The sequence below is a fragment of the Microbispora sp. H10830 genome (genome assembly GCF_014161375.1).
In the GTDB taxonomy this organism is placed as follows: Bacteria; Actinomycetota; Actinomycetes; order Streptosporangiales; family Streptosporangiaceae; genus Microbispora; species Microbispora catharanthi.
Map to the genome: position 1 here is coordinate 421,406 of NZ_JABBWX010000004.1, position 19,867 is coordinate 441,272.

Annotated in this window: 12 protein-coding genes; 9 read left to right on the forward strand and 3 right to left on the reverse strand. The window is 73.0% G+C overall.

Going from position 1 to position 19,867, the window contains the following annotated elements:
• Positions 1 to 34 precede the first annotated feature (34 nt).
• Positions 35 to 1,186 carry an FAD-dependent monooxygenase gene (locus tag HHX35_RS14355; RefSeq protein WP_182899298.1) on the reverse strand — a complete coding sequence of 384 codons (1,152 nt, stop codon included), beginning with the start codon at positions 1,184 to 1,186 and terminating at the stop codon, positions 35 to 37.
• 88 nt (positions 1,187 to 1,274) lie between these two features.
• Between HHX35_RS14355 and HHX35_RS14360 the strand changes: the two genes are divergently transcribed.
• The 3 genes from HHX35_RS14360 to HHX35_RS14370 all read left to right on the forward strand — a co-directional run bounded on the left by HHX35_RS14360 (position 1,275) and on the right by HHX35_RS14370 (position 5,945).
• Positions 1,275 to 1,919: a TetR/AcrR family transcriptional regulator gene (locus tag HHX35_RS14360; RefSeq protein ID WP_182899299.1), complete on the forward strand. Its 645-nt coding sequence runs from the start codon at positions 1,275 to 1,277 to the stop codon at positions 1,917 to 1,919.
• Between the two features lie 117 nt (positions 1,920 to 2,036).
• Positions 2,037 to 5,066, forward strand: coding sequence for a DEAD/DEAH box helicase (locus HHX35_RS14365; protein ID WP_182899300.1), 3,030 nt, complete (start codon positions 2,037 to 2,039; stop codon positions 5,064 to 5,066).
• Positions 5,067 to 5,945, forward strand: coding sequence for an SWIM zinc finger family protein (locus tag HHX35_RS14370; protein ID WP_182899301.1), 879 nt, complete (start codon positions 5,067 to 5,069; stop codon positions 5,943 to 5,945).
• A 3-nt stretch (positions 5,946 to 5,948) separates the two neighbouring features.
• Here HHX35_RS14370 and HHX35_RS14375 read toward each other — a convergent pair whose 3' ends face one another.
• The gene (locus HHX35_RS14375; protein ID WP_182899302.1) at positions 5,949 to 6,878 is read right to left on the reverse strand and encodes a diacylglycerol kinase family protein; all 930 of its coding nucleotides are present in this window, start codon (positions 6,876 to 6,878) and stop codon (positions 5,949 to 5,951) included.
• A gap of 121 nt (positions 6,879 to 6,999) precedes the next feature.
• Entirely contained in the window at positions 7,000 to 9,756 is a 2,757-nt protein-coding gene (locus HHX35_RS14380) for an immune inhibitor A domain-containing protein (protein ID WP_182899303.1), read from the reverse strand.
• Between the two features lie 197 nt (positions 9,757 to 9,953).
• On the opposite strand from HHX35_RS14380, the gene HHX35_RS14385 reads away from it, so the two are divergent.
• The 6 genes from HHX35_RS14385 (at position 9,954) to HHX35_RS14410 (ending at position 19,828) form a co-directional block, all read left to right on the forward strand.
• On the forward strand, positions 9,954 to 11,294 hold the full coding sequence (locus tag HHX35_RS14385) for an FAD-binding oxidoreductase (RefSeq protein WP_396780101.1): 1,341 nt from the start codon (positions 9,954 to 9,956) through the stop codon (positions 11,292 to 11,294).
• A 50-nt stretch (positions 11,295 to 11,344) separates the two neighbouring features.
• Positions 11,345 to 13,180: a serine/threonine-protein kinase gene (locus HHX35_RS43395; RefSeq protein WP_182899304.1), complete on the forward strand. Its 1,836-nt coding sequence runs from the start codon at positions 11,345 to 11,347 to the stop codon at positions 13,178 to 13,180.
• 142 nt (positions 13,181 to 13,322) lie between these two features.
• Positions 13,323 to 14,921 carry an acyl-CoA carboxylase subunit beta gene (locus HHX35_RS14395; RefSeq protein WP_182899305.1) on the forward strand — a complete coding sequence of 533 codons (1,599 nt, stop codon included), beginning with the start codon at positions 13,323 to 13,325 and terminating at the stop codon, positions 14,919 to 14,921.
• A gap of 67 nt (positions 14,922 to 14,988) precedes the next feature.
• Complete coding sequence (locus HHX35_RS14400) at positions 14,989 to 17,292, forward strand: biotin carboxylase N-terminal domain-containing protein (RefSeq protein WP_182899306.1); 2,304 nt, start codon at positions 14,989 to 14,991, stop codon at positions 17,290 to 17,292.
• Positions 17,289 to 18,089 (forward strand): enoyl-CoA hydratase-related protein, encoded by an 801-nt coding sequence (locus HHX35_RS14405; RefSeq protein ID WP_182899307.1) that lies wholly within the window; start codon positions 17,289 to 17,291, stop codon positions 18,087 to 18,089. Before HHX35_RS14400 ends, HHX35_RS14405 begins: the two co-directional genes overlap by 4 nt.
• Positions 18,086 to 19,828, forward strand: a complete 1,743-nt coding sequence (locus HHX35_RS14410) for an acyclic terpene utilization AtuA family protein (protein WP_182899308.1) — start codon at positions 18,086 to 18,088, stop codon at positions 19,826 to 19,828. The genes HHX35_RS14405 and HHX35_RS14410 overlap by 4 nt, the downstream gene beginning before the upstream one ends.
• Positions 19,829 to 19,867: the final 39 nt, after the last annotated feature.

Here is a 19,867-nt window from a genome sequence, read left to right on the forward strand (position 1 = left end):
CCGGCCGAGTCCGCTACCGGCACCACGCCCTCGCTCACCACGCGAGAGCGTGCTTGAGCCGTGTGGCGGCGGCCACGGCGGGCCACAGGCGGGTGGCCAGGTTCCTGGCGAGTATGCCGCCTCGCGTGGCGGGAGCGAGAAGTGCCGACGCCTGCGCGACGTTGCGCTGCTTGGGGTCCACCAGGCGCCGGTGCGCCGCCTCGTATCGCAGGAAGGCCGCCGCGGGGTCGCCGGAGTGGGCGGCCAGTGCCTCGGCGAGGGTGAACGCCCCCGCCATGGCCAGGGTGGAACCGTCCCCGAACAGCGACACGCAGGACGCGGCGTCGCCGAGGAGCGCGACGCGGCCCTTCCACCACCGGGGCAGGCGCACCTGGCTGACGGAGTCGAAGTAGAGGTCGCCGGCGGTGCGTACGTGGTCGAGCAGTTCCGGCGCCCGCCAGGACACGTCCGCGAAGGCGTCGATCAGCATCCGCCTGTGCTGCTCGGTGTCGCGGTGGTCGAACCCCGGCGCCGCCGGGCTGCGGTAGAGGAAGAACGCGCCCGCGGGCCGGGGGTTGACGGCGATCGCCTTGCCGGGTGTGTTGTGCATGAGAATGTCCCGGCCCGCTCCGGCCGCCCCGTCGGGGAGCGGCGTGGTCGCGACGTACAGGCCCATGTGGCGCACGAGCCCGCTCTGCGGCGTCCCCGTCTCCTGGCCGAACGTCAGGCGCCGCGTCACCGAGTGCAGGCCGTCGGCTCCGATCACCAGGTCGAAGCGGCGGGGGGCGGCGCGCTCGAAGGCGACGTCCACCCCGTGCCCGTCCTGGCCGAGCGCCGTGATGGAGTCGTCGAAGAGGAACTCGGCGTGGTCGCGGCTCGCCTCGTACAGGATCGACGCGAGGTCGCCGCGCGGCACCTCGACCTCGTCCGGCCGCTGCACGGCGCGCATGTCCATCCGGCCGACCCGCCTGCCCGCCGCGTCGACGAAGCTGACCCCCGTCGTGCCGGTGGCGGCCCGGCGCAGCCGGGGCATGACGCCCATTCGTTCCGCGACCGTGACGGCCGGCCCTCTGACGTCCACCGGGTTGCCGCTGGACCGGGGCTTTCCCCCGCGTTCCACGACCGTGACCCGGAATCCGTGCCTCGCCAGCCAGTAGGCCAGCGTCGGGCCCGCGATCCCGGCCCCCGAGATCAGCGCTGTGCTCATCACGCACCCCTAACCGGAAGAATTTCCTCCGCATAAGCGACGGTATCCTAACCGGAGGAAAATCGTCCAGATCCCTCGTGAGGTTGCAGTGGAGAAGGGGCTGCGCGCCGACGCGCGCCGCAACCGGGACCTGATCGTCGCCGCGGCCCAGGAGCTGTTCCTGGAGCAGGGCGTCGACGTGCCGCTGGAGGAGGTCGCCCGCCGGGCCGGCGTGGGCGTCGGCACGCTCTACCGCCGCTTCCCCGACCGCGACGCGTTGCTGCGCGCCGTCGGCGAGGAGACCCTGCGCCGCCTCGCCGGCCTGGCGGAGACCGCCCGGCGGGAGGAACCGGACGCCTGGCACGCGCTGTGCCGCTTCCTGCGCGGCGCCGTCGCCCTGCGGGTCGGAGTGCTCGCCGCGAAGCTCGACCCCCACCTGCACCAGCGGATCCGCGCCGGCGCCGACCTGCACGAGATCCGGCAGCGGGTGATCGCCGCGGTGCTCGCGATGATCGAGCAGGCGCGGGCGGACGGCGTGCTGCGCGCCGACGTGGGCCCCGGCGACTTCGCCCTGCTGATGACCCTGAATGTGTACACGCCGCCGGGCATGCACGACGAGCAGGCCATGGGGCGCGTGGTGGAGATCGTGCTGGCCGGCCTGCGCGCCGATGCGGAGTCGCCCCTCCCCGGAGCTCCACTCGGCGAGGACGACCTGCGCCGCTACACGGCCGTACGGCTCCCGCCCACCGAGTGATGCTCGGGAGCCTTGTTTCCGCTGCTAGCGTTCCGAATTGGCGGGAGGAGACGGCGTGTTCGTGATCCACGCGGCCTGCGACGGCGGGCGGCTCGCACTCCAGGTGAGGGAAACGGCGTGATCGTGATCCACGCCGCCTGGAACGGCGGGAGACTCGTGCTCTGGGCGGAGGAGACGGCCGGCGCGGAGCCGGTGGCCTCCCGCGCCGAGGTGCGCCCTCACCCGTTCGCCGCTCCGGCGAGCACCCTCGCCGCGGAGCTGCCGCGCTGGGGGGACGCCGCGGCCGAGGCGGCGGGCAAGGCCGTGTCCGGCGAGGCGGTGCTGCTGCTGCCGAGTTCGGCGACGAGTCCCCTTCCCTCGCCGGAGACCGGTCTGCGGATCACCGCGCGCCGGGCGAGGATCAGCCCGTGGCGGGTGCCCGCGCTGCTGGTCGAGCCGGGGCCCGCGCTGCGGCTGCTGACAGGGGCGTTCGAGCCGCCGCCCGCCGCCGGGCCGTCCCTGCGCTATCTCACGGTCGTCGCCGCCCACGCCCGTGACCTGGTGCGGCGCGGCCGGGTGCTGCCCCAGCTCGTCGCCGAGGACGGCGGCTACGCGGCGCGCTGGCGGCCGGTGTTGACCGGCGCGCACGCCGACCGCGTCCGCGAGCTCGCCGCCGCCATGCCGCCGGCCTGCCGAGCCGTGGGAGAAGAGCGGCCGTCCGCCCATGTGCTGATCGAGGCGCTGGCGGGTCTCGCCGATGCCGCCGTACGGCAGGCGCTGCCGGAGCGCCTGCTCGGCGGGCACCGGCCCGGGCCGCGCAGTCCCCTGGCCGACCGGTGGACGGTGGCGCTCACAGGAGACACCGCGGCCCTCCCCGGCGCGCGCCGGGAGGAGGCGGAGGCGCTGGCCCGGCCGCTGGAGGACTGGTTCAGGGCGGCCCACCAGCTCGACGGCCCGGTCAAGGTGTGCTTCCGCCTCGTCGAGCCCCTCCTGGCCGAGGAGCAGCCCGGACACGAGGCGGGCGCAGGGGCGTGGCGGGTGGAGTTCGCCCTCCAGTCGGCCGAGGACCCGAGCCTCTACGTGCCCGCTCCCCTCGTCTGGGCGGGCGAGAGCATGCCCGGCCTTCCCGGGCGACCGGACGAGACGCTGCTCGCCGGCCTTGGCCGGGCGGCGCGTCTCTATCCGACGATCGACCACGCGCTCCGGGAGGTTCGGCCGACGCACGTCGGCCTCGACGTGGAGGGGGCCTTCCATTTCCTCCGGCACGCCGCGCCCCTCCTCCAGTCGGCCGGGTTCGGCGTGCAGCTGCCCGCGTGGGCGGGGCGCACCCGGCTCGGCCTGAAGCTCACCGCACGGTCCCGCTCCGGACCCGGCGCCGCCGCCGACCAGGGGTTCGGGCTGGCGCAGCTCGTGGACTTCCGGGCCGAGCTGGCCGTCGGCGACGAGACGATCAGCGAGGCGGAGCTGGCCGAGCTGGCCCGGCTCAAGGTGCCACTGGTCCGGCTGCGGGGGCAGTGGGTCGAGCTGGACGCCCGGCAGCTCGGGGCCGCGCTCAAGGCGGTGGAGCGCCGCGGTTCGGGCCGGATGACGATCGGCGAGGTCATCCAGGAGGTCGTCCACGGCGGGGACGACGAGTTGCCGCTCGTCGAGGTGGACGCCGACGGCCTGCTCGGCGACCTGCTGTCCGGCGAGGCCGACCGCCGTCTCGAACCCGTGGCGACCCCGGCCGCCTTCCACGGCACGCTGCGGCCCTACCAGGAACGCGGCCTTGCCTGGCTCAGCTTCATGTCGCAGATCGGACTCGGCGGCATCCTCGCGGACGACATGGGCTTGGGCAAAACTGCCCAAACCCTTTCATTGCTCGTGGACGAGCGCGAGTCGGGCGAGCGGGCCGGGGTGACGCTACTGGTGTGCCCGATGTCGCTGCTCAGCAACTGGCAGAAGGAGGCCGCCCGCTTCGCGCCCTCCCTGGACGTCTACCTCCATCACGGCACGGGCCGCCTGCGCGGCGAGGAGCTGGCCGAGCGGGTCGGCGTGGCCGACCTCGTCCTCACGACGTACGGCACTGCGTTGCGCGACCGGGACGCTCTGGCCCGGTTCAGCTGGGCCCGGATCGTCTGTGACGAGGCCCAGGCCATCAAGAACGCCGCCGCCCGGCAGGCCCAGGCGGTGCGCTCGCTCCCGGCGCGGACGAGGCTGGCGCTGACCGGCACCCCGGTCGAGAACCATCTGGCCGAGCTGTGGTCGATCATGGAGTTCTGCAATCCCGGCCTGCTCGGATCGGCGAGGGCCTTCCGCGACCGCTACCAGGAGCCGATCGAACGGCGGGGCGACGAGGTGGCCACGACCGCGCTCAAGCGGGCCACCGGCCCGTTCGTGCTCCGGCGCCTGAAGACCGATAAAACGATCATCTCCGACCTGCCGGACAAGATGGAGATGAAGGTCTGGTGCACGCTCACCCCTGAGCAGGCGAGCCTCTACCAGGCGGTGGTCGAGGACATGATGGACAGGATCGCCGGCAGCGAGGGCATCGAGCGGCGCGGAAACGTCCTGGCCGCGATGACCAGGCTCAAGCAGGTCTGCAATCACCCCGCCCACCTGCTCAAGGACGGCTCCCGGCTGACCGGCCGGTCGGGGAAGCTGGCCCGGCTGGAGGAGCTGGCCGAGGAGATCCTCAGCGAGGGCGACAAGGCGCTGGTCTTCACGCAGTACGCCGAGTTCGGCTCGATGCTGCAGCCCTATCTGGCGGCCCGCCTCGACCGCCCGGTGCTGTGGCTGCACGGCGGGCTGCCGAAGAAGACGCGCGACGCGCTGGTGGAGCGGTTCCAGACCGAGGACGAGCCGATGATCTTCCTGCTGTCGCTCAAGGCCGCCGGCACCGGGCTCAACCTCACCGCCGCCAACCACGTCGTGCACGTGGACCGGTGGTGGAACCCGGCCGTGGAGAACCAGGCCACCGACCGGGCGTTCCGCATCGGCCAGACCCGCAACGTGCAGGTCAGGAAGTTCATCTGCGCGGGGACCCTGGAGGAGCGGATCGACGAGATGATCGAGCGCAAGAAGGCCCTGGCCGAAAGCGTCGTCGGGACGGGCGAGGACTGGATCGCCGGGCTGTCCACGGCGGAGCTGCGCGAGCTGTTCCGCCTGTCCCCCGAGGCGGTGAGCTGAATGCCGGTCGGGCGGGACGGCTGGTTCGAGGCCGCGCGGCCCATCAGGGTCGAGGGCGGCATCAAGGCGCGCTCGAAGCGGGGCTCCATCGGCGAGCAGTGGTGGTCGCGGCGGTTCATCGACATCCTGGAGCGCGTCTGCGACGCGGGCAGGCTGAGCCGGGGGCGGGCCTACGCGCGACGGGGCCAGGTGCTCGACCTCGACCTCGGTCCCGGCCTGGTGAAGGCCCGGGTGCAGGGCTCGCGCCCGGAGCCCTACGACGTGAGCGTGCGGATCACGGCGTACGGCGCGCGGGAGTGGGCGGGGCTGGTCGAGGCGCTCGCCGCGCAGGCCCTCCACCGGGCCAAGCTGCTCGCCGGGGAGATGCCGCCGGAGATCGAGGACGTCTTCTCCGGGTGCGGGCTTCCGCTGTTCCCCGGCGAGCGCGGCCTGGACATGGCCTGCTCCTGTCCCGACTGGGGCTTCCCGTGCAAGCATCTGTCGGCCGTGCTCTACCTGCTGGCCGAGGCGTTCGACGGCGACCCGTTCCTGGTGCTGGCCTGGCGGGGCATGGGCAGGGAGGCGCTGCTCGACGCCCTCCGCGCCACCGGCGGAGGCGGCCACGGCGGCGGCGTTCAGGGTGGCCTCGTTCAGGGCGGGCCTGGCGGCGGCATACCCGGGCTGCTCGAGGTGGCCGACGTTCCGTTCGCCGAGCGGATCGGCGACTTCTACGAGTCCGGCGCCTCACCGGCCCGCCTCGGCCCGCCGGCCGATCCCGGGTCGCCTCCCGACCTGCTGCTGCGCGCGCTGGACCCGCCGCAGGTCAAGGCCAGGCACATCCCGCTCCTCGACCTGCTGCGGCCCGCGTACCGGACTCTCGCGGCCGAGGAGAACGAGTAGGGATCAGGTGTCCTCGAAGCTCTGCGGAACCATCACCCGGACGCCGTTCGGGATGGTCCTGAGCACGAGCGGGGTGCGCAGCCGCACCTCGCCGTCGATGTCGGCCGCCATCGGCGGGTCGGTCTCCAGCAGCATCTCCTGGCCGGTCACGAACGGCCCGCCCGCGAGGCTGGTCCACCTGCCGGTGGTCGCCCGCACAAGGGTCTCCCCGAGCAGGCGCAGCCGCTTGCCGGAGCCGAGCTGGTAGGCCACCAGCTTGCGGTTGTCGATGCTGACGTCCCTGGCGATCTGCCAGCCGCCGTGGAAGCGGCCGTTGGCGATGTTGAGCTGGTGGGTCAGCAGCTCATGGCGCTTGCCGTCCACCGTGATGTAGGCGCGGAACGGCCGGTGCCTCGGCAGGATCGTGATCGCGGTCAGCGGGTAGGCCGCCCGGCCGAGCATCCGCTTGAGCCACGGCTTCACGGTGCCCGCCACCTCGACCGAGACGCCGAAGCTCGCGAGGTTGGCGAAGGGCCGGTCGCCGCAGATCCCGAGGTCGATGTCGGCCACCTTGCCCTCGGTGAACACGCCGACCGCCCCGGCCAGGTCGAGCGGCAGCCCCAGGCTGCGGGCGAAGTTGTTGGTGGTGCCCAGCGGCAGCACGCCGAGGGCGACGTCGCGGCCCGCCACGTGCCTGACCGAGCTGCTCAGCGTGCCGTCGCCGCCGCCGACGACGAGCAGGTCGGGGCCGGAGTCGAGCGCGCGGGTCAGGATGTCGCGCAGCCGCGAGGGGTCGGTCACGGGGTGGACGCCGGTGAGCCGGAAGTCCCGCTCCTTCAGCAGCCGCAGCACCTCGGCGTAGTGGCGGCGGCCCCGCCGGGACTTGGTGTTCACGACGACGGCGGCCTTCCGCTCCCGGTGAATGGCCGCCGTATGCTCCGCCTTGCTCCGCACGGTCACATGCTAGGGGCCGCCGCGGCCGGGCGCGCGCCCCGGGCACGAGTGTGCCCGGCTGCCGTCCGGAGCGGACGGCGGCCGGGCACGGGGACCACGGGGTTTCACAACCCGGTGGCGGTTACTTCTTGGCCGGAGTGACCTGGACGATCGCGCCCATGTTGGCCGGCAGCGGGCTGATCAGCTTGATCTGCACGCCGAGCTGCTTGCTCTCGTCGCCGGGGTTGCCGGTGCCGAGGATGACGCCGTCGCCGAGGTCGGTGCCGTACAGCTCCGTCGCCGGGGTGCCGTCCGCGTGGACGATCCTGGTCGAGTACGGCTGGTTGTCCTTGGACGGGACGACCGCAGAGGAGTCACGCTGGCGGTAGTAGAGGCTGCCGTCGCGGACCTCCAGACCGGGGTACCAGCCCTTGGCGTCCGTGAACGTCGTCACCGCGGCCTGCTTGCCGAACGAGGTGCAGTACTCCGTGAACGGCTCGCCCTCGACGCACTCCTTGAACGGGTAGGTGCCGGCGAAGTTGAACGCCGCGTTGGACGACTGCGGACGGGACGGGAGGTTCTTCAGGACCGACGGGTCCTTCTCCGCCGCCGCACCCGTACGGCGCAGCGGGTCGAAGTGCGAGTCCACGATGAGCAGCTCGCCCTTCGGGCCCACCGACGGCAGGTCGAACGTGCGGCCCGAGACGTCGTTGTTGGCCACCGAGGTGTCGCGGTACCACACGAGCAGGCCGGGGGCGTTGTACTTGACCTTCTCGACCTTCCACGCGCCGTCGCGCAGCCAGGTCGTGTCGTAGGCGTACTGCAGGCCCTTGTCGAACCCGTCGAAGTTGCGCCACTCGGCCAGGTAGTACTGCGCCGCCTGCTCCTGACCGGAGTGGATGACCCAGCCGGCGCCGCTGGTGTCGGTGAACGTGCCCTTGGTGGCCGTCCAGCCGTTGGCGCCGCCCTCGACGTCGTCGGTCCAGACCGCGGTGGCGCCGTTGGTCAGCGAGAAGTCGTCGTTGAACCAGCCGCGGTGCACGGACGCCGCGTCCGTGGCGTAACGCAGGCGGATCTGGACGGACTTGCCCGCGAACGGCGCGAGGTCGACGTACAGGTGCTGCCAGCCGTCGCTCACCCCGGTCATGCCGTACTTCTTGCCGCCGTAGTCCTTGAGGCGGCCGTTGGGGTCGGTGTAGTCGTCGCCGGTGCTGGCGAGGCTGCCGTCCTCGTTGAAGACCTTCTGCTCGGTCCAGGTGGCGCCGCCGTCGGCGGAGACCTCGAAGAAGCCGTAGTCCCAGTCGGCCTCGATGTCCCAGTCGCTCCACCACCGGAACTTCACGTCCGACCCGGCCGGGACGTCGACCGTCCTGGTCAGCTTGTTGTCGGCCCAGTCCTGGTCGCTGTTGGACCACCACAGGTTCGCCCCGCTGTGCGGGGTGGACATGATGTTCAGCTTGTCCGGCAGGTTGATCCGGACGCCGTCCTCGGTGCCCTTCGGCGTACGCGAGGTCTGGCCGACCGCCACGAGCTGGTTCTTGCCGCCCGGCTCGATGACCTTGGGGTTGGCCCAGCCGAGCACCCACTTGTCCCACAGGCCCATGTGGGTGGGCAGGGACTGGAAGATCGGCCCGGAGTGCGAGCCGCTCGACATCAGGTCCCAGAAGTCGACGTCGGAGTCGCCTTCGCCGGTGGTGTCGTACAGGTCCGGCAGGCCGAGGTCGTGGCCGTACTCGTGGGCGAACACACCCACGCCGGAGTCCTCCGGCTGCAGGATGTAGTTGGAGATCTTCACGCTCGTGCCCGGGACCGTGTAGCCGCCGGCCACGTCGCTGGAGTGGGCCCACAGGGCGAGCGTGCCCTCGGCGCCGCCGCCGCCCGACTTGTCCTCACCGGCGTGGATCAGCACGAGGTGGTCGACGACGCCGTCGGGCTCGTCGTAGTTGCCGTCGCCGTCGGCGTCGGAGGTGTCCTCCACGTCGTAGTCCGCCCACGGGAAGTTCGGGTTCGACTTCACGAGCGCGTCGACCGCGTCGACCGCGAGCTGGGCGGCGCCGCGCGGGTTGTCCGGGTGACCGGTCATGTCCTGCGGGTAGGTGTGGCACTTGCCCGCGCCGTACCACGCCTCGGAGTGCGGGACCTTGATCCAGCCGACGGCCTCGCCGGTGACGGTGTAGGCGCCCTTCGACATCTCCTCGTACATGTTCTTCATGGTGGAGCCGGAGATGTCGATGCCCTTCTTGCCGTCCCGGGGGTCGGTCAGGTCCGGGCGGACCCGGGTCGTGATCCCCTTCGAGCTGTAGAGCATGTTGTTGTAGTGGGCCGTGTTGAAGTCGGCCACCCACATGGAGTTGTTGTCCTTGCCCCCACCGCCGGCGGTCGCGGGGTCGGGGATCTTGTTGTGCAGCGGGCCGTTCAGCTTGGTGCCCGGCGGCTCGGTGACGCAGTCGTCGACGTCGTCGATCGTCTTCGGGTGGGACCAGCCGGAGAAGTCGTCGTTGGCCTGGTCGTTGAACTCGACCAGCAGCGTGAGGAGCTTGGCGGTGCGGGTCGTCTTCGCCTTCTTGTAGATGAAGTCGAAGGGGTTCTTCCCGGTTCTGATCGCCTGCTTCTCGTGCTTGGCCAGCACCCGTGCCGCGACCGGGTTGCCGCTCGCGAACTTGTGGTCGACGGCCTGCGCCAGGGCCGCGGTGCGCTTGGCGCCCTTGGCCGGGACCTTCTCCTCGGTGGTGGTGAAGTCGCCCTGCACACGCGGCGGCGCGTAGTTGATGTAGTGGTCCTTGGCGGAGGGCTGGTAGCCCGCCGTGGGCGCCGCAGCCGCACCGGCCGCGGCCAGACCTCCTGCCGCCAGCCCGAGCGCGGGCACGATCGCGGCGAGACGCCGGATTCTTCTGGACAACGAGATCCCTTCCCGTCCGGGTTCCCCGGACACCCATGCACGGCGCGCCGGGATGAGCGCGCATGCGGGACCTTAAACGAGGGGGTAAAGGGGGGGTAAAGAGGCAACCGGTATGGTTGTCAAAATGTGATCTGTACCTAAAACCGTTAATAATTCCGGATGAGACCCGATACCGAACCGTGCCGTAAAGTCCAGACGTGAACGAGCTGACCTCCGCGCTCGCCGCGGCGCTGCCGGACGGGCGAGTCCTCACCGATCCCGACGTCATGGACTCGTACGCCAGGGACCGCACGTTCGTGCCGCCGGGCAGGCCGCTCGGCGTGGTGCTCGCGCAGTCGCGCGACGACGTCGTGACCACGATGCGCTGGGCGAGCGAGCACCGCGTGCCGGTGGTCCCGCGCGGCGCGGGCACCGGGCTCGCCGGCGGGGCGACGGCCGTCGACGGCTGCGTCGTCCTGTCCCTCGCGCGGATGACGGCGATCCGCGAACTGTCGCCGCAGGACGAGATCGCGGTCGTGGAGCCCGGCGTCATCACCGCCGACCTCGACCGGGCGGCCCGCGAGCACGGCCTGATGTACGCCCCCGACCCCTCGTCGTACGAGATCTCGACCATCGGCGGCAACCTGGCGACCAACGCGGGCGGCCTGCGGTGCGTGAAGTACGGCGTGACCCGCGACTCCACGCTCGGGCTCGAGGTCGTGCTGGCGGACGGGCGGGTGCTGAACACCGGCCGCCGGACGATGAAGGGCGTGACCGGCTACGACCTGACCGGCCTGTTCGTCGGCTCGGAGGGCACGCTCGGCGTGATCACCGCGGCGACCGTGCGGCTGCGGCGGGCGCCGCGCGAGATGGCCACGGTCGCCGCCGAGTTCACCTCGCTGCGCGACGCCGCGGCGGCCGTGTCGGCGATCGTCGCCGCGGGCTGCCAGCCGTCGATGCTCGAACTGATGGACCGCACGACCCTGCAGGCCATCGACGACTGGAAGAACATCGGGCTGGAGCCGTCCACCAGGGCGATGCTCATCGCCCAGGCGGAGGGCTCGGCCGACGAGATGGCGGCGCTGTGCGGGGCCGCGTCGTTCGTCGCGGTGTCGTCCACGCCGGAGGAGGCCGCCGAGCTCATCGGCATCAGGCGCCTGGCCTACCAGGCCAAGGAGCGGCTGGGCCAGTGCCTGGTGGAGGACGTGTGCGTGCCCCGCTCCGTGCTTCCCGAGATGATCACCACGATCGAGGAGGTCGCGGCCCGGCACGGCGTGATGATCGCGACGGTCGCCCACGCGGGGGACGGCAACGTGCACCCGGTGTTCGTGTTCGACCGCGGCCTCGCCGAGCCGCCGGAGGAGGTCTGGACCGCGGCCGACGAGGTCTTCCGCGCCGCCCTCGACCTCGGCGGGACGCTCACCGGCGAGCACGGCGTGGGCCTGCTGAAGAAGCGCTGGCTCGGCCTGGAGACCGGCCCGGTGGCGGCCGAACTGCACCAGGGCATCAAGCAGGTGTTCGACCCGCTGAACATCCTCAACCCCGGTAAGGCGATCTGACCACTGGTAGCGTTTGGTCCCATTGTCATGTTGCGTGTTAATCGGGGGCGATGGTGGCGTTAGAGGCTGGGGATCCCGACCGCCTGGGCCCGTTCACGCTCGTCGACCGGCTCGGGGAGGGCGGCCAGGGGATCGTCTTCCTCGGGCGCGGCCCGGCGGGCGAGCAGGTCGCGGTCAAGTTGCTGCACACCCGGCTGACGGCCGATCCCGAGGCACGGGAGCGGTTCCTGCGCGAGGTCGCGCTGGCGCAGCGGGTCGCGCCCTTCTGCACGGCCCCCGTCCTGTACGCCGACCTCGCGGGCAACCAGCCGTTCATCGTCAGCGAGTTCGTGTCCGGGCCGTCGCTGCGGCAGCTCGTCGACCGGGAGGGCCCGCGCAGGGGCGCCGCGCTCGAACGGCTCGCCATCAGCACGGCGACGGCGCTGGCCGCCATCCACCGGGCGGGCATCACCCATCGCGACTTCAAGCCGGCCAACGTGCTGATGGGCCCCGAGGGCCCGGTCGTCATCGACTTCGGGGTGGCCAGGGCGCCCGACTCGCCCCAGTCCACCGCGACCGGCGCGTCCATCGGCACACCCGCCTACCTGGCCCCCGAGGTGCTCTCCGGCGGCACGGCGGGCGCGTCCGCCGACATGTTCGCCTGGGGCGTCACGATGGTGTTCGCCGCCACCGGCAGGCCCGCCTTCGGAGCGGACTCGATCCCCTCGGTGATCACCCGGATCCTGCACGCGCAGCCCGACCTGGGCGACCTCGCGGCGCCCCTGCGGGACATCGTCGCCGCGTGCCTGTCGAAGGACCCCGCGCTGCGCCCCTCGGCCGAGGACGTGGTCGCGCGGCTCACCGGGCAGCCCACCGTGCCCGTACGGCCCGCCGCAGCGGCCGGGCCGCAGGCACCCGGGCCGGGACCGCACGGCGCCGCACCGCATGCCCCCATGCCGGGACCGCAGGGCGCCGCGCCGGCGCCCGGGCCGCATGCGCCGGGCCCGCACGCGCCCGCACCGGGGCCGCAGGGCGCCGGAGCGCCCACGCCGCCCGCACCGCCCGTACGGCCCGCACGGCGCGGGCCCGGCCCCGACGGGTCGCGACCGCGGCGGCCGGTGCTGACGTGGACAGCGGCCGGTCTCGGGGTGTCGGTCCTCGCGGCGGCGGCCTTCCTCGTGCCGACGTGGGTGTCCGCCCAGCAGATCTCCTCGGAGGACCCCCTCGGTCCCACCGCGTCGCCCACGGTGACGCCCATGGTGACGCAGTCCCAGGACGACGACGTGCCCATCCCGCAGCCGTCCGATCTGGTCACCAACCCCGTGCGGCCGAAAGACAGGAAGCCCTCGCCGAATCCCTCGGCACGCCGGCCGAGCGTGGGGCCGAAGCCGGCCGCCTCCCCCACGCGCACCCGCCAGGCACAGCCGTCGCCCTCCCACCCGGTCCCGACCCAGGTCAAGCCCACTCCCAAGGTCACCACGCCGGCGCCCGCGAAGACCACCCCGGCTCCGGCGAAGACCACGACGGCACCCAAGCCCAGCACGACGGCGAAGGCCACCCCGACGCAGACCGCGGCGCCCAAGCCCAACCCGTACACCGCCAAGGGCGTGTGCGGCGGCGGCTACGCCGTCGTCGACTCGCACTCCTACGGGCAGGCGACGACGTACCTGCTCTACAACGCGTCCAACGGCTACAACTGCGTGATCACCATGTCGAAGTACGTCGTGCCCGGAAAGATCAAGATGAGCGCGGTGCTCAAGGTCCAGAACGGCTCGTCGAAGACCGACTCCGGCAGCTACACGACCTACGCCGGGCCGATCCGGCTGCCGGCCAAGGGCAAGTGCGTCATCTGGGGCGGCGGCTACGGCACCGCCGCCTGGAGCAGCGCGTGGTCACACTGCGGCTGACGCGAAAGGCGTCGGTGCTGGTTCGGGTCGGGGCTGATTCGGACGGGGCCGGGGCCGACCCGGAGGCCGGACCCGGCTCGTTGACGTGACGGCGGCTCACCACGGAGGATCATCAGGTGACAGAACTCGGTTCGGTGGTGCCATGACGGTGCTCGTCAGCCGGCTGGACACCTCCAGCGGCGAGTACGGAACGCGGCGCGAGGCCATGCTGGCGAAGCTCGCCGAGCTCGAGGCCGAGCACGCCAAGGCCGTCGCCGGAGGCGGGCCCAAGTACGTCCGACGGCACCGGGAGCGCGGCAAGCTGCTCCCCCGCGAGCGGATCGAACTGCTCGTCGACCCCGACTCGCCGTTCCTGGAGCTGTCCCCGCTGGCGGCCTGGGGCACCGAGTATCCCGTCGGCGCGAGCGTCGTGACCGGCATCGGGGTGATCGAGGGCGTCGAGTGCGTCGTCACGGCCAGCGACCCGACCGTGCGCGGCGGCGCGTCCAACCCCTGGACGCTGCGCAAGACGCTGCGCGCCGCCGAGATCGCGCTGCGCAACCGGATGCCGTACGTGAACCTGGTGGAGTCGGGCGGCGCGGACCTGCCGTCGCAGAAGGACATCTTCATCCCCGGTGGCCAGGTCTTCCGCGACCTGACCCGGCTGTCGGCCGAAGGCGTCCCGACGATCGCGCTGGTCTTCGGCAACGCCACCGCGGGCGGCGCGTACGTGCCGGGCCTGAGCGACCACGTCGTCATGGTGCGGGAGCGGGCCAAGGTGTTCCTCGGCGGCCCGCCCCTGGTGAAGATGGCGACCGGCGAGGAGTCCGACGACGAGTCGCTGGGCGGCGCGGAGATGCACGCGCGGGCCTCCGGACTGGCCGACCACCTCGCCACCGACGAGTACGACGCGCTGCGGATCGGCCGGCGCATCGTGCGGCGGCTCAACTGGCGCAAGAGCGGGAACGTTCCCGACCCCGGCTACGCGGCTCCGCTGTACGACGAGGACGAACTGCTGGGGATCGTGCCGGAGGACCTGAAGGTCCCCTTCGACCCCCGCGAGGTCCTCGCCCGGGTGGTGGACGGCAGCGACTTCGACGAGTTCAAGCCGCTCTACGGGCCGAGCCTGGTCACCGGGTGGGCGAGCGTCCACGGCCACCCGGTCGGGGTCCTCGCCAACGCGAGCGGCGTGCTGTTCGGCGCGGAGTCCCAGAAGGCCGCCCAGTTCATCCAGCTCGCGAACCAGTCGCGTACGCCGCTGGTCTTCCTGCAGAACACCACGGGGTACATGGTCGGCAGGGAGTACGAGCAGAGCGGCATCATCAAACACGGCGCCCTGATGATCAACGCGGTGGCCAACTCGACCGTGCCGCACATCACGATCGTCATGGGCGCCTCCTATGGCGCGGGCAACTACGGCATGTGCGGGCGGGCCTACGACCCCCGCTTCCTGTTCAGCTGGCCGAGCGCCAAGTCGGCCGTCATGGGGCCGGCCCAGCTCGCGGGCGTCATGTCGATCGTGGGCCGGGCCGCCGCCCAGGCGCGGGGGCAGGTCTACGACGAGGAGGCCGACGCGGCGATGCGCGCGGCGGTCGAGGCGCAGATCGAGTCGGAGTCGGCGGCGTTCTTCCTGTCCGGCCGGCTGTACGACGACGGGGTCATCGACCCCCGCGACACCCGTACGGTGCTCGGGCTGTGCCTGTCGGCGGTGGCGGGAGCGCCGGACGCCCGCCGGGCCGGCTACGGCGTCTTCCGGATGTGACCGGCATGCTCATCGGCACCGTGTTCATCGGCACCGGGTTCACGCAGATCGACGGGGGTGAGGGGTCATGATCGGGCGGCTGCTGGTCGCGAACCGCGGGGAGATCGCCCGCCGGGTCTTCCGCACCTGCCGGGAGCTGGGAATCGAGACCGTCGCCGTCTTCACCGACGCCGACGCGTCCGCCCCGCACACCGCCGAGGCCGACCAGGCCGTACGGCTGGGCGCCCCCCTGGCGTACCTCGATCCGGAGCGGATCGTCGAGGCGGCCCGGAGGTCGGGTGCCGACGCGGTCCATCCCGGATACGGCTTCCTGTCGGAGAACGCCGGCTTCGCCCGCGCCGTGCTGGACGCCGGGCTGACCTGGATCGGCCCCTCCCCCGAGGCCGTCGCCGCCATGGGCAGGAAGATCGAGGCCAAGGCGCTGATGGCGGAGGCCGGCGTGCCGGTCCTGCCGACCATCCCGCTGTCCCCGGACGGCCCGGTGGAGATAGCGGCTCCCGTGCTGGTCAAGGCGTCGGCGGGCGGCGGCGGGCGCGGCATGCGGGTGGTGCGCGATCCCGCCGATCTGGCCGGGGCCGTCGAGTCGGCCCGGCGGGAGGCGCTGTCGGCCTTCGGCGACGGGACGCTGTTCGCCGAGCCGCTGCTGGAGGGCGCCCGCCACATCGAGGTGCAGATCCTCGCCGACGCCCACGGCACGGTCTGGGCGCTCGGCGAGCGCGAGTGCTCGATCCAGCGCCGCCACCAGAAGGTGATCGAGGAGGCCCCCTCTCCCGCGGTCACCCCCGAACTGCGCCGCGAGCTGAGCGAGGCGGCGATCCGGGCCGCCCGCGCGATCGGCTACCAGGGCGCGGGCACCGTCGAGTTCCTGCTGTCGGACGAGGGCTTCTTCTTCCTGGAGATGAACACCCGCCTCCAGGTGGAGCACCCGGTCACCGAATGCGTCTACGGGGTCGACCTGGTCCGGCTGCAGATCGAGGTGGCCGAGGGCGCCCATCTCGCCGCGCTGCCGCCGAGCCCGGTCGGTCACGCGATCGAGGCCCGCCTGTACGCGGAGGACTCCGGGGGCCGCCCGCAGAGCGGTGTGCTGCACCGTTTCGAGATCCCCGGCGTGGACGGCGAGTTCGGACTCGGGGCACGGCTGCGGCTCGACTCGGGAGTGCTCTCCGGCTCGGAGGTGGGCGTCCACTACGACCCGATGCTGGCCAAGGTCGTCTCGTACGGCCGGGACCGGGCGGAGGCGGCCCGGCGGCTGGCGGACGCGCTCGCGCGGGCGCGCATCCACGGGCTGACGACCAACCGCGACCTGCTCGTGGGAGTGCTGCGGCACCCGGACTTCCTGTCCGGGGCGCTCGACACCGGCTTCCTCGACCGGCATCCCGCACCGGCCCCGCTCGCCGGTCCCGAGGCCGTGCGGCTGTCCGCGCTCGCGGCGGCGCTGGCCGGGGCGGCGGCCGGCCGCGCGGCCGCCCGGCGCGGCGGCGTGCTGGGCGGGCTGCCGAGCGGCTGGCGCAACGTCCCCTCCCAGCCGCAACAAGCGGTGTTCTCCGCCGAGGACGGCGGACGCCTGGAGGTCGCCTACCGGCTGACCAGGGACGGGCTGCGGGCCGATGGCTTCGAGGACGTCACGCTCGTGGCGGCGGAACCCGGCCGGGTGGTGCTGGAGACGGCGGGCCTGCGGCACGCCTTCGAGGTGGCCGCCTACCCCGGCGTGCACCCGGGCACGGTGCATGTCGACTCTCCGCTCGGCCCGGTGCGGCTCACCCCGGTCGAGCGGCTGCCCGAACCGGCCGCGCGCGTGACGCCGGGAGCACTGCCCGCCCCGATGCCGGGTACGGTCCTGCGTGTCGAGGTCAAGCCCGGTGACGTGGTCGAGGCGGGGCAGCCGGTGGTCGTGCTGGAGGCGATGAAGATGGAGCACCTGATCGTGTCCCCCGCCTCCGGCACGGTGGCCGCGCTGCACGTGACGCCGGGCGCGCAGGTCGAGGCGGGCGTGCCGCTCGCCGTCATCGAGCCGTCGCCGCCGCGGGAACCGGACGGCGGCCCGCACGCGGAAGACACCGGAACGGAGCCCGCGACGGAGCCCGCGACGGAGCCCGGGACGCAGCCCGGGACCGCAGCCGGCACGGCGGCCGGTGCGGCGGCCGGTGCGGATTCGGCCCCGGATCGCGGCGACGCCCCCGACGCGGAGGGCCGCCCGGAGACAAGGCCGGAGACGAGGCCGGAGACGAGCCCGGCGACGGGCGCGCCGCCGGGAACGGACACGGGCGGGCATCCGGGGACGGGAACCGGCCCGCGGCCGGGCATGGCCGCGGGCGTTCCTTCCGGCACCGGGACGGGCGCGGATCCGGGCGGGGAGGCGACCCAGCCGTGAGCGAACCCCAGGAGGTGCTGGTACGCCGGGAGCAGGCGGGCGGCGTGGCCACGATCACGCTCGACTCGCCGCACAACCGCAACGCCCTGTCGTCCCGGCTGCTGCGGCAGCTCGACGACGCCCTGTCGTGGGCGCTGGACGAGCCCGCCGTACGGGTCGTCGTGCTCACCGGCGCGGGGCCGGTGTTCTGCGCGGGCGCCGACCTGAAGGAGCAGCGCGGCGGAGGGGCGCCGGTCACCGCGTCGTTCCCCGACATCATGCTGCGGATCTGGGAGAGCCCGAAGCCGGTCGTGTGCCGTCTGAACGGCACGGCGCGAGCGGGCGGCCTCGGCCTGGTGGCGGCCTGCGACTTCGCCGTCGCCCCGGCGACCGCGTCGTTCGCCTTCACCGAGGTGCGGCTCGGGGTGGTCCCCGCCATGATCGCGGTCACCTGCCTGCGGCGCCTGGAGCCCCGGGCCGCGGCCGAGTATTTCCTCACCGGAGAGGTCTTCAGCGCCGGACGCGCGGTGGAGATCGGCCTGCTGACCCGGGCCGTCCCGGAGGAGGACCTCGACGCGACCGTGGCTCACTACACCGGCATGCTGCTGCGCGGCGGCCCCGAGGCGCTGTCGATCACCAAGCGGCTCGTGCGGGAGGTGCCGCTGCTGCCGGTCGAGGAGGGGTTCCGCGCGATGGCCGCGCTGTCGGCCGAGCGCTTCACCTCGGAGGAGGGGCAGGAGGGCATCCGGGCCTTCGCGGAGAAACGGCCCGCCGCCTGGGTGCCCGCCGAGGCCCCGGCCGGAGACGCGGGACGATGACGGCGGAGGCCGGACGGCCGGGACCGATGCGGGTCGCGAACTGCGGCGGCTTCTACGGCGACCGGCTGTCGGCCGCCGAGGAGATGGTCGAGGGCGGGCCGATCGACGTGCTGACGGGCGACTGGCTGGCCGAGCTCACCATGTCGATCCTCGCCGGCAACCGGCTCAAGGGCCGCCCCGGCTACGCGCGTACGTTCCTCACGCAGATGGAGCAGGTCCTCGGCACCTGCCTCGACCGGGGCATCAGAGTCGTCGCCAACGCGGGCGGCCTCGATCCGGCCGGCTGCGCCGAGGCGGTCTCGGCCCTGGCCGACCGGCTCGGGCTGCGCGCGGCCGTCGCCCACGTCACCGGCGACGATCTCATGCCACTGGCCGAACCGCCGGTCAACGCGGACACCGGCGAGACCCTGCGGGCGGCCCCGCTCACCGCCAACGCCTACCTCGGCGGCCGGCCGATCGCCGTGGCGCTGGAGCACGGCGCGGACGTCGTCGTGACCGGGCGGGTCACCGACGCGGCGCTGGTCACCGGGCCCGGCATGTGGTGGTTCGGCTGGGATCCGGGCGATCTCGACCCGCTGGCCGGTTCCGTCGTCGCCGGGCATGTGATCGAGTGCGGCTGCCAGGCGACCGGCGGCAACTACGCCTTCTTCGGAGAGGTCCCGGACCTCGCCCACTGCGGCTTCCCCATCGCCGAGTTGTACGCCGACGGGTCGAGCGTGATCACCAAGCACCCCGGCACCGGCGGGCTGGTCTCGACCGGGACCGTGACCGCGCAACTGCTGTACGAGATCGCCTCGCCCCGCTACCTCGGACCGGACGTGACCGCCCGGTTCGACACGGTCCGGCTGGAGCAGGAGGGCCCCGACCGGGTCAGGATCACGGGCGTGCGCGGCGAACCACCTCCGGACACGCTGAAGGTCGCCGTCACCTACCTCGGCGGCCACCGCAACACGATGACGCTCGTGCTGACCGGCCTCGACATCGCGGCCAAGGCCCGGATCGCGCAGGAGGCGATCTGGGCCCGTGTCCCCCGCGAGTCGTTCGAGCAGGTCCACGTGGAACTCACCCCCCTCGGCGCGGGCGACGCCGGGACCGCGTTGCTGCGGATCACGGTCATGGATCCCGATCCGCGCAGGGCGGGGCGGGCGTTCTCCTCCGCCGTCGTGGAGACCGGTCTGGCGAGCTATCCCGGCTTCTACGGTCTGACGCCGCCCGGCGACGCCTCCCCCTACGGGGTCTACTGGCCCTCGTCGGTCGACGCGCGGGCCGTGCTCCCGGTGGTGACCGTGGACGGAGTCCGCGTCGAGGTGCCGCACGTGCCGCCGTCCGGCCCTGTGCTGGGCGAGCAGGCGGGCGGGCCGCCGCCCGGCGACGCGGCCGGCACCGCGATTCCGCCGTACGCCGGGGATCTGGCGGCCGGGCCGGTCGCGCCGCTCGGCACGGTCGCCGGCGCCCGCTCGGGCGACAAGGGCGGCGACGCCAACCTCGGCGTCTGGGTGCGCGACCCCGCACGGTATCCGTGGCTGGCGGCGTTCCTGACCGTGGATCGGCTCAGGAACCTGCTGCCGGAGGTCGGCGACCTCCCGATCGAGCGGTTCTCGCTGCCGAACCTGCACGCGCTGAACTTCGTCGTGCACGGGCTCCTGGGCAGAGGCGTGGCGGCCAGCCCGCTCCTGGACGCCCAGGCGAAGGCGCTCGGCGAGCGTCTTCGCGCCGTGTGCGTGCCCGTTCCCCCATGACTAGGATTGCGCCCTATCGCCGCCAATCGGGAGAGAAGG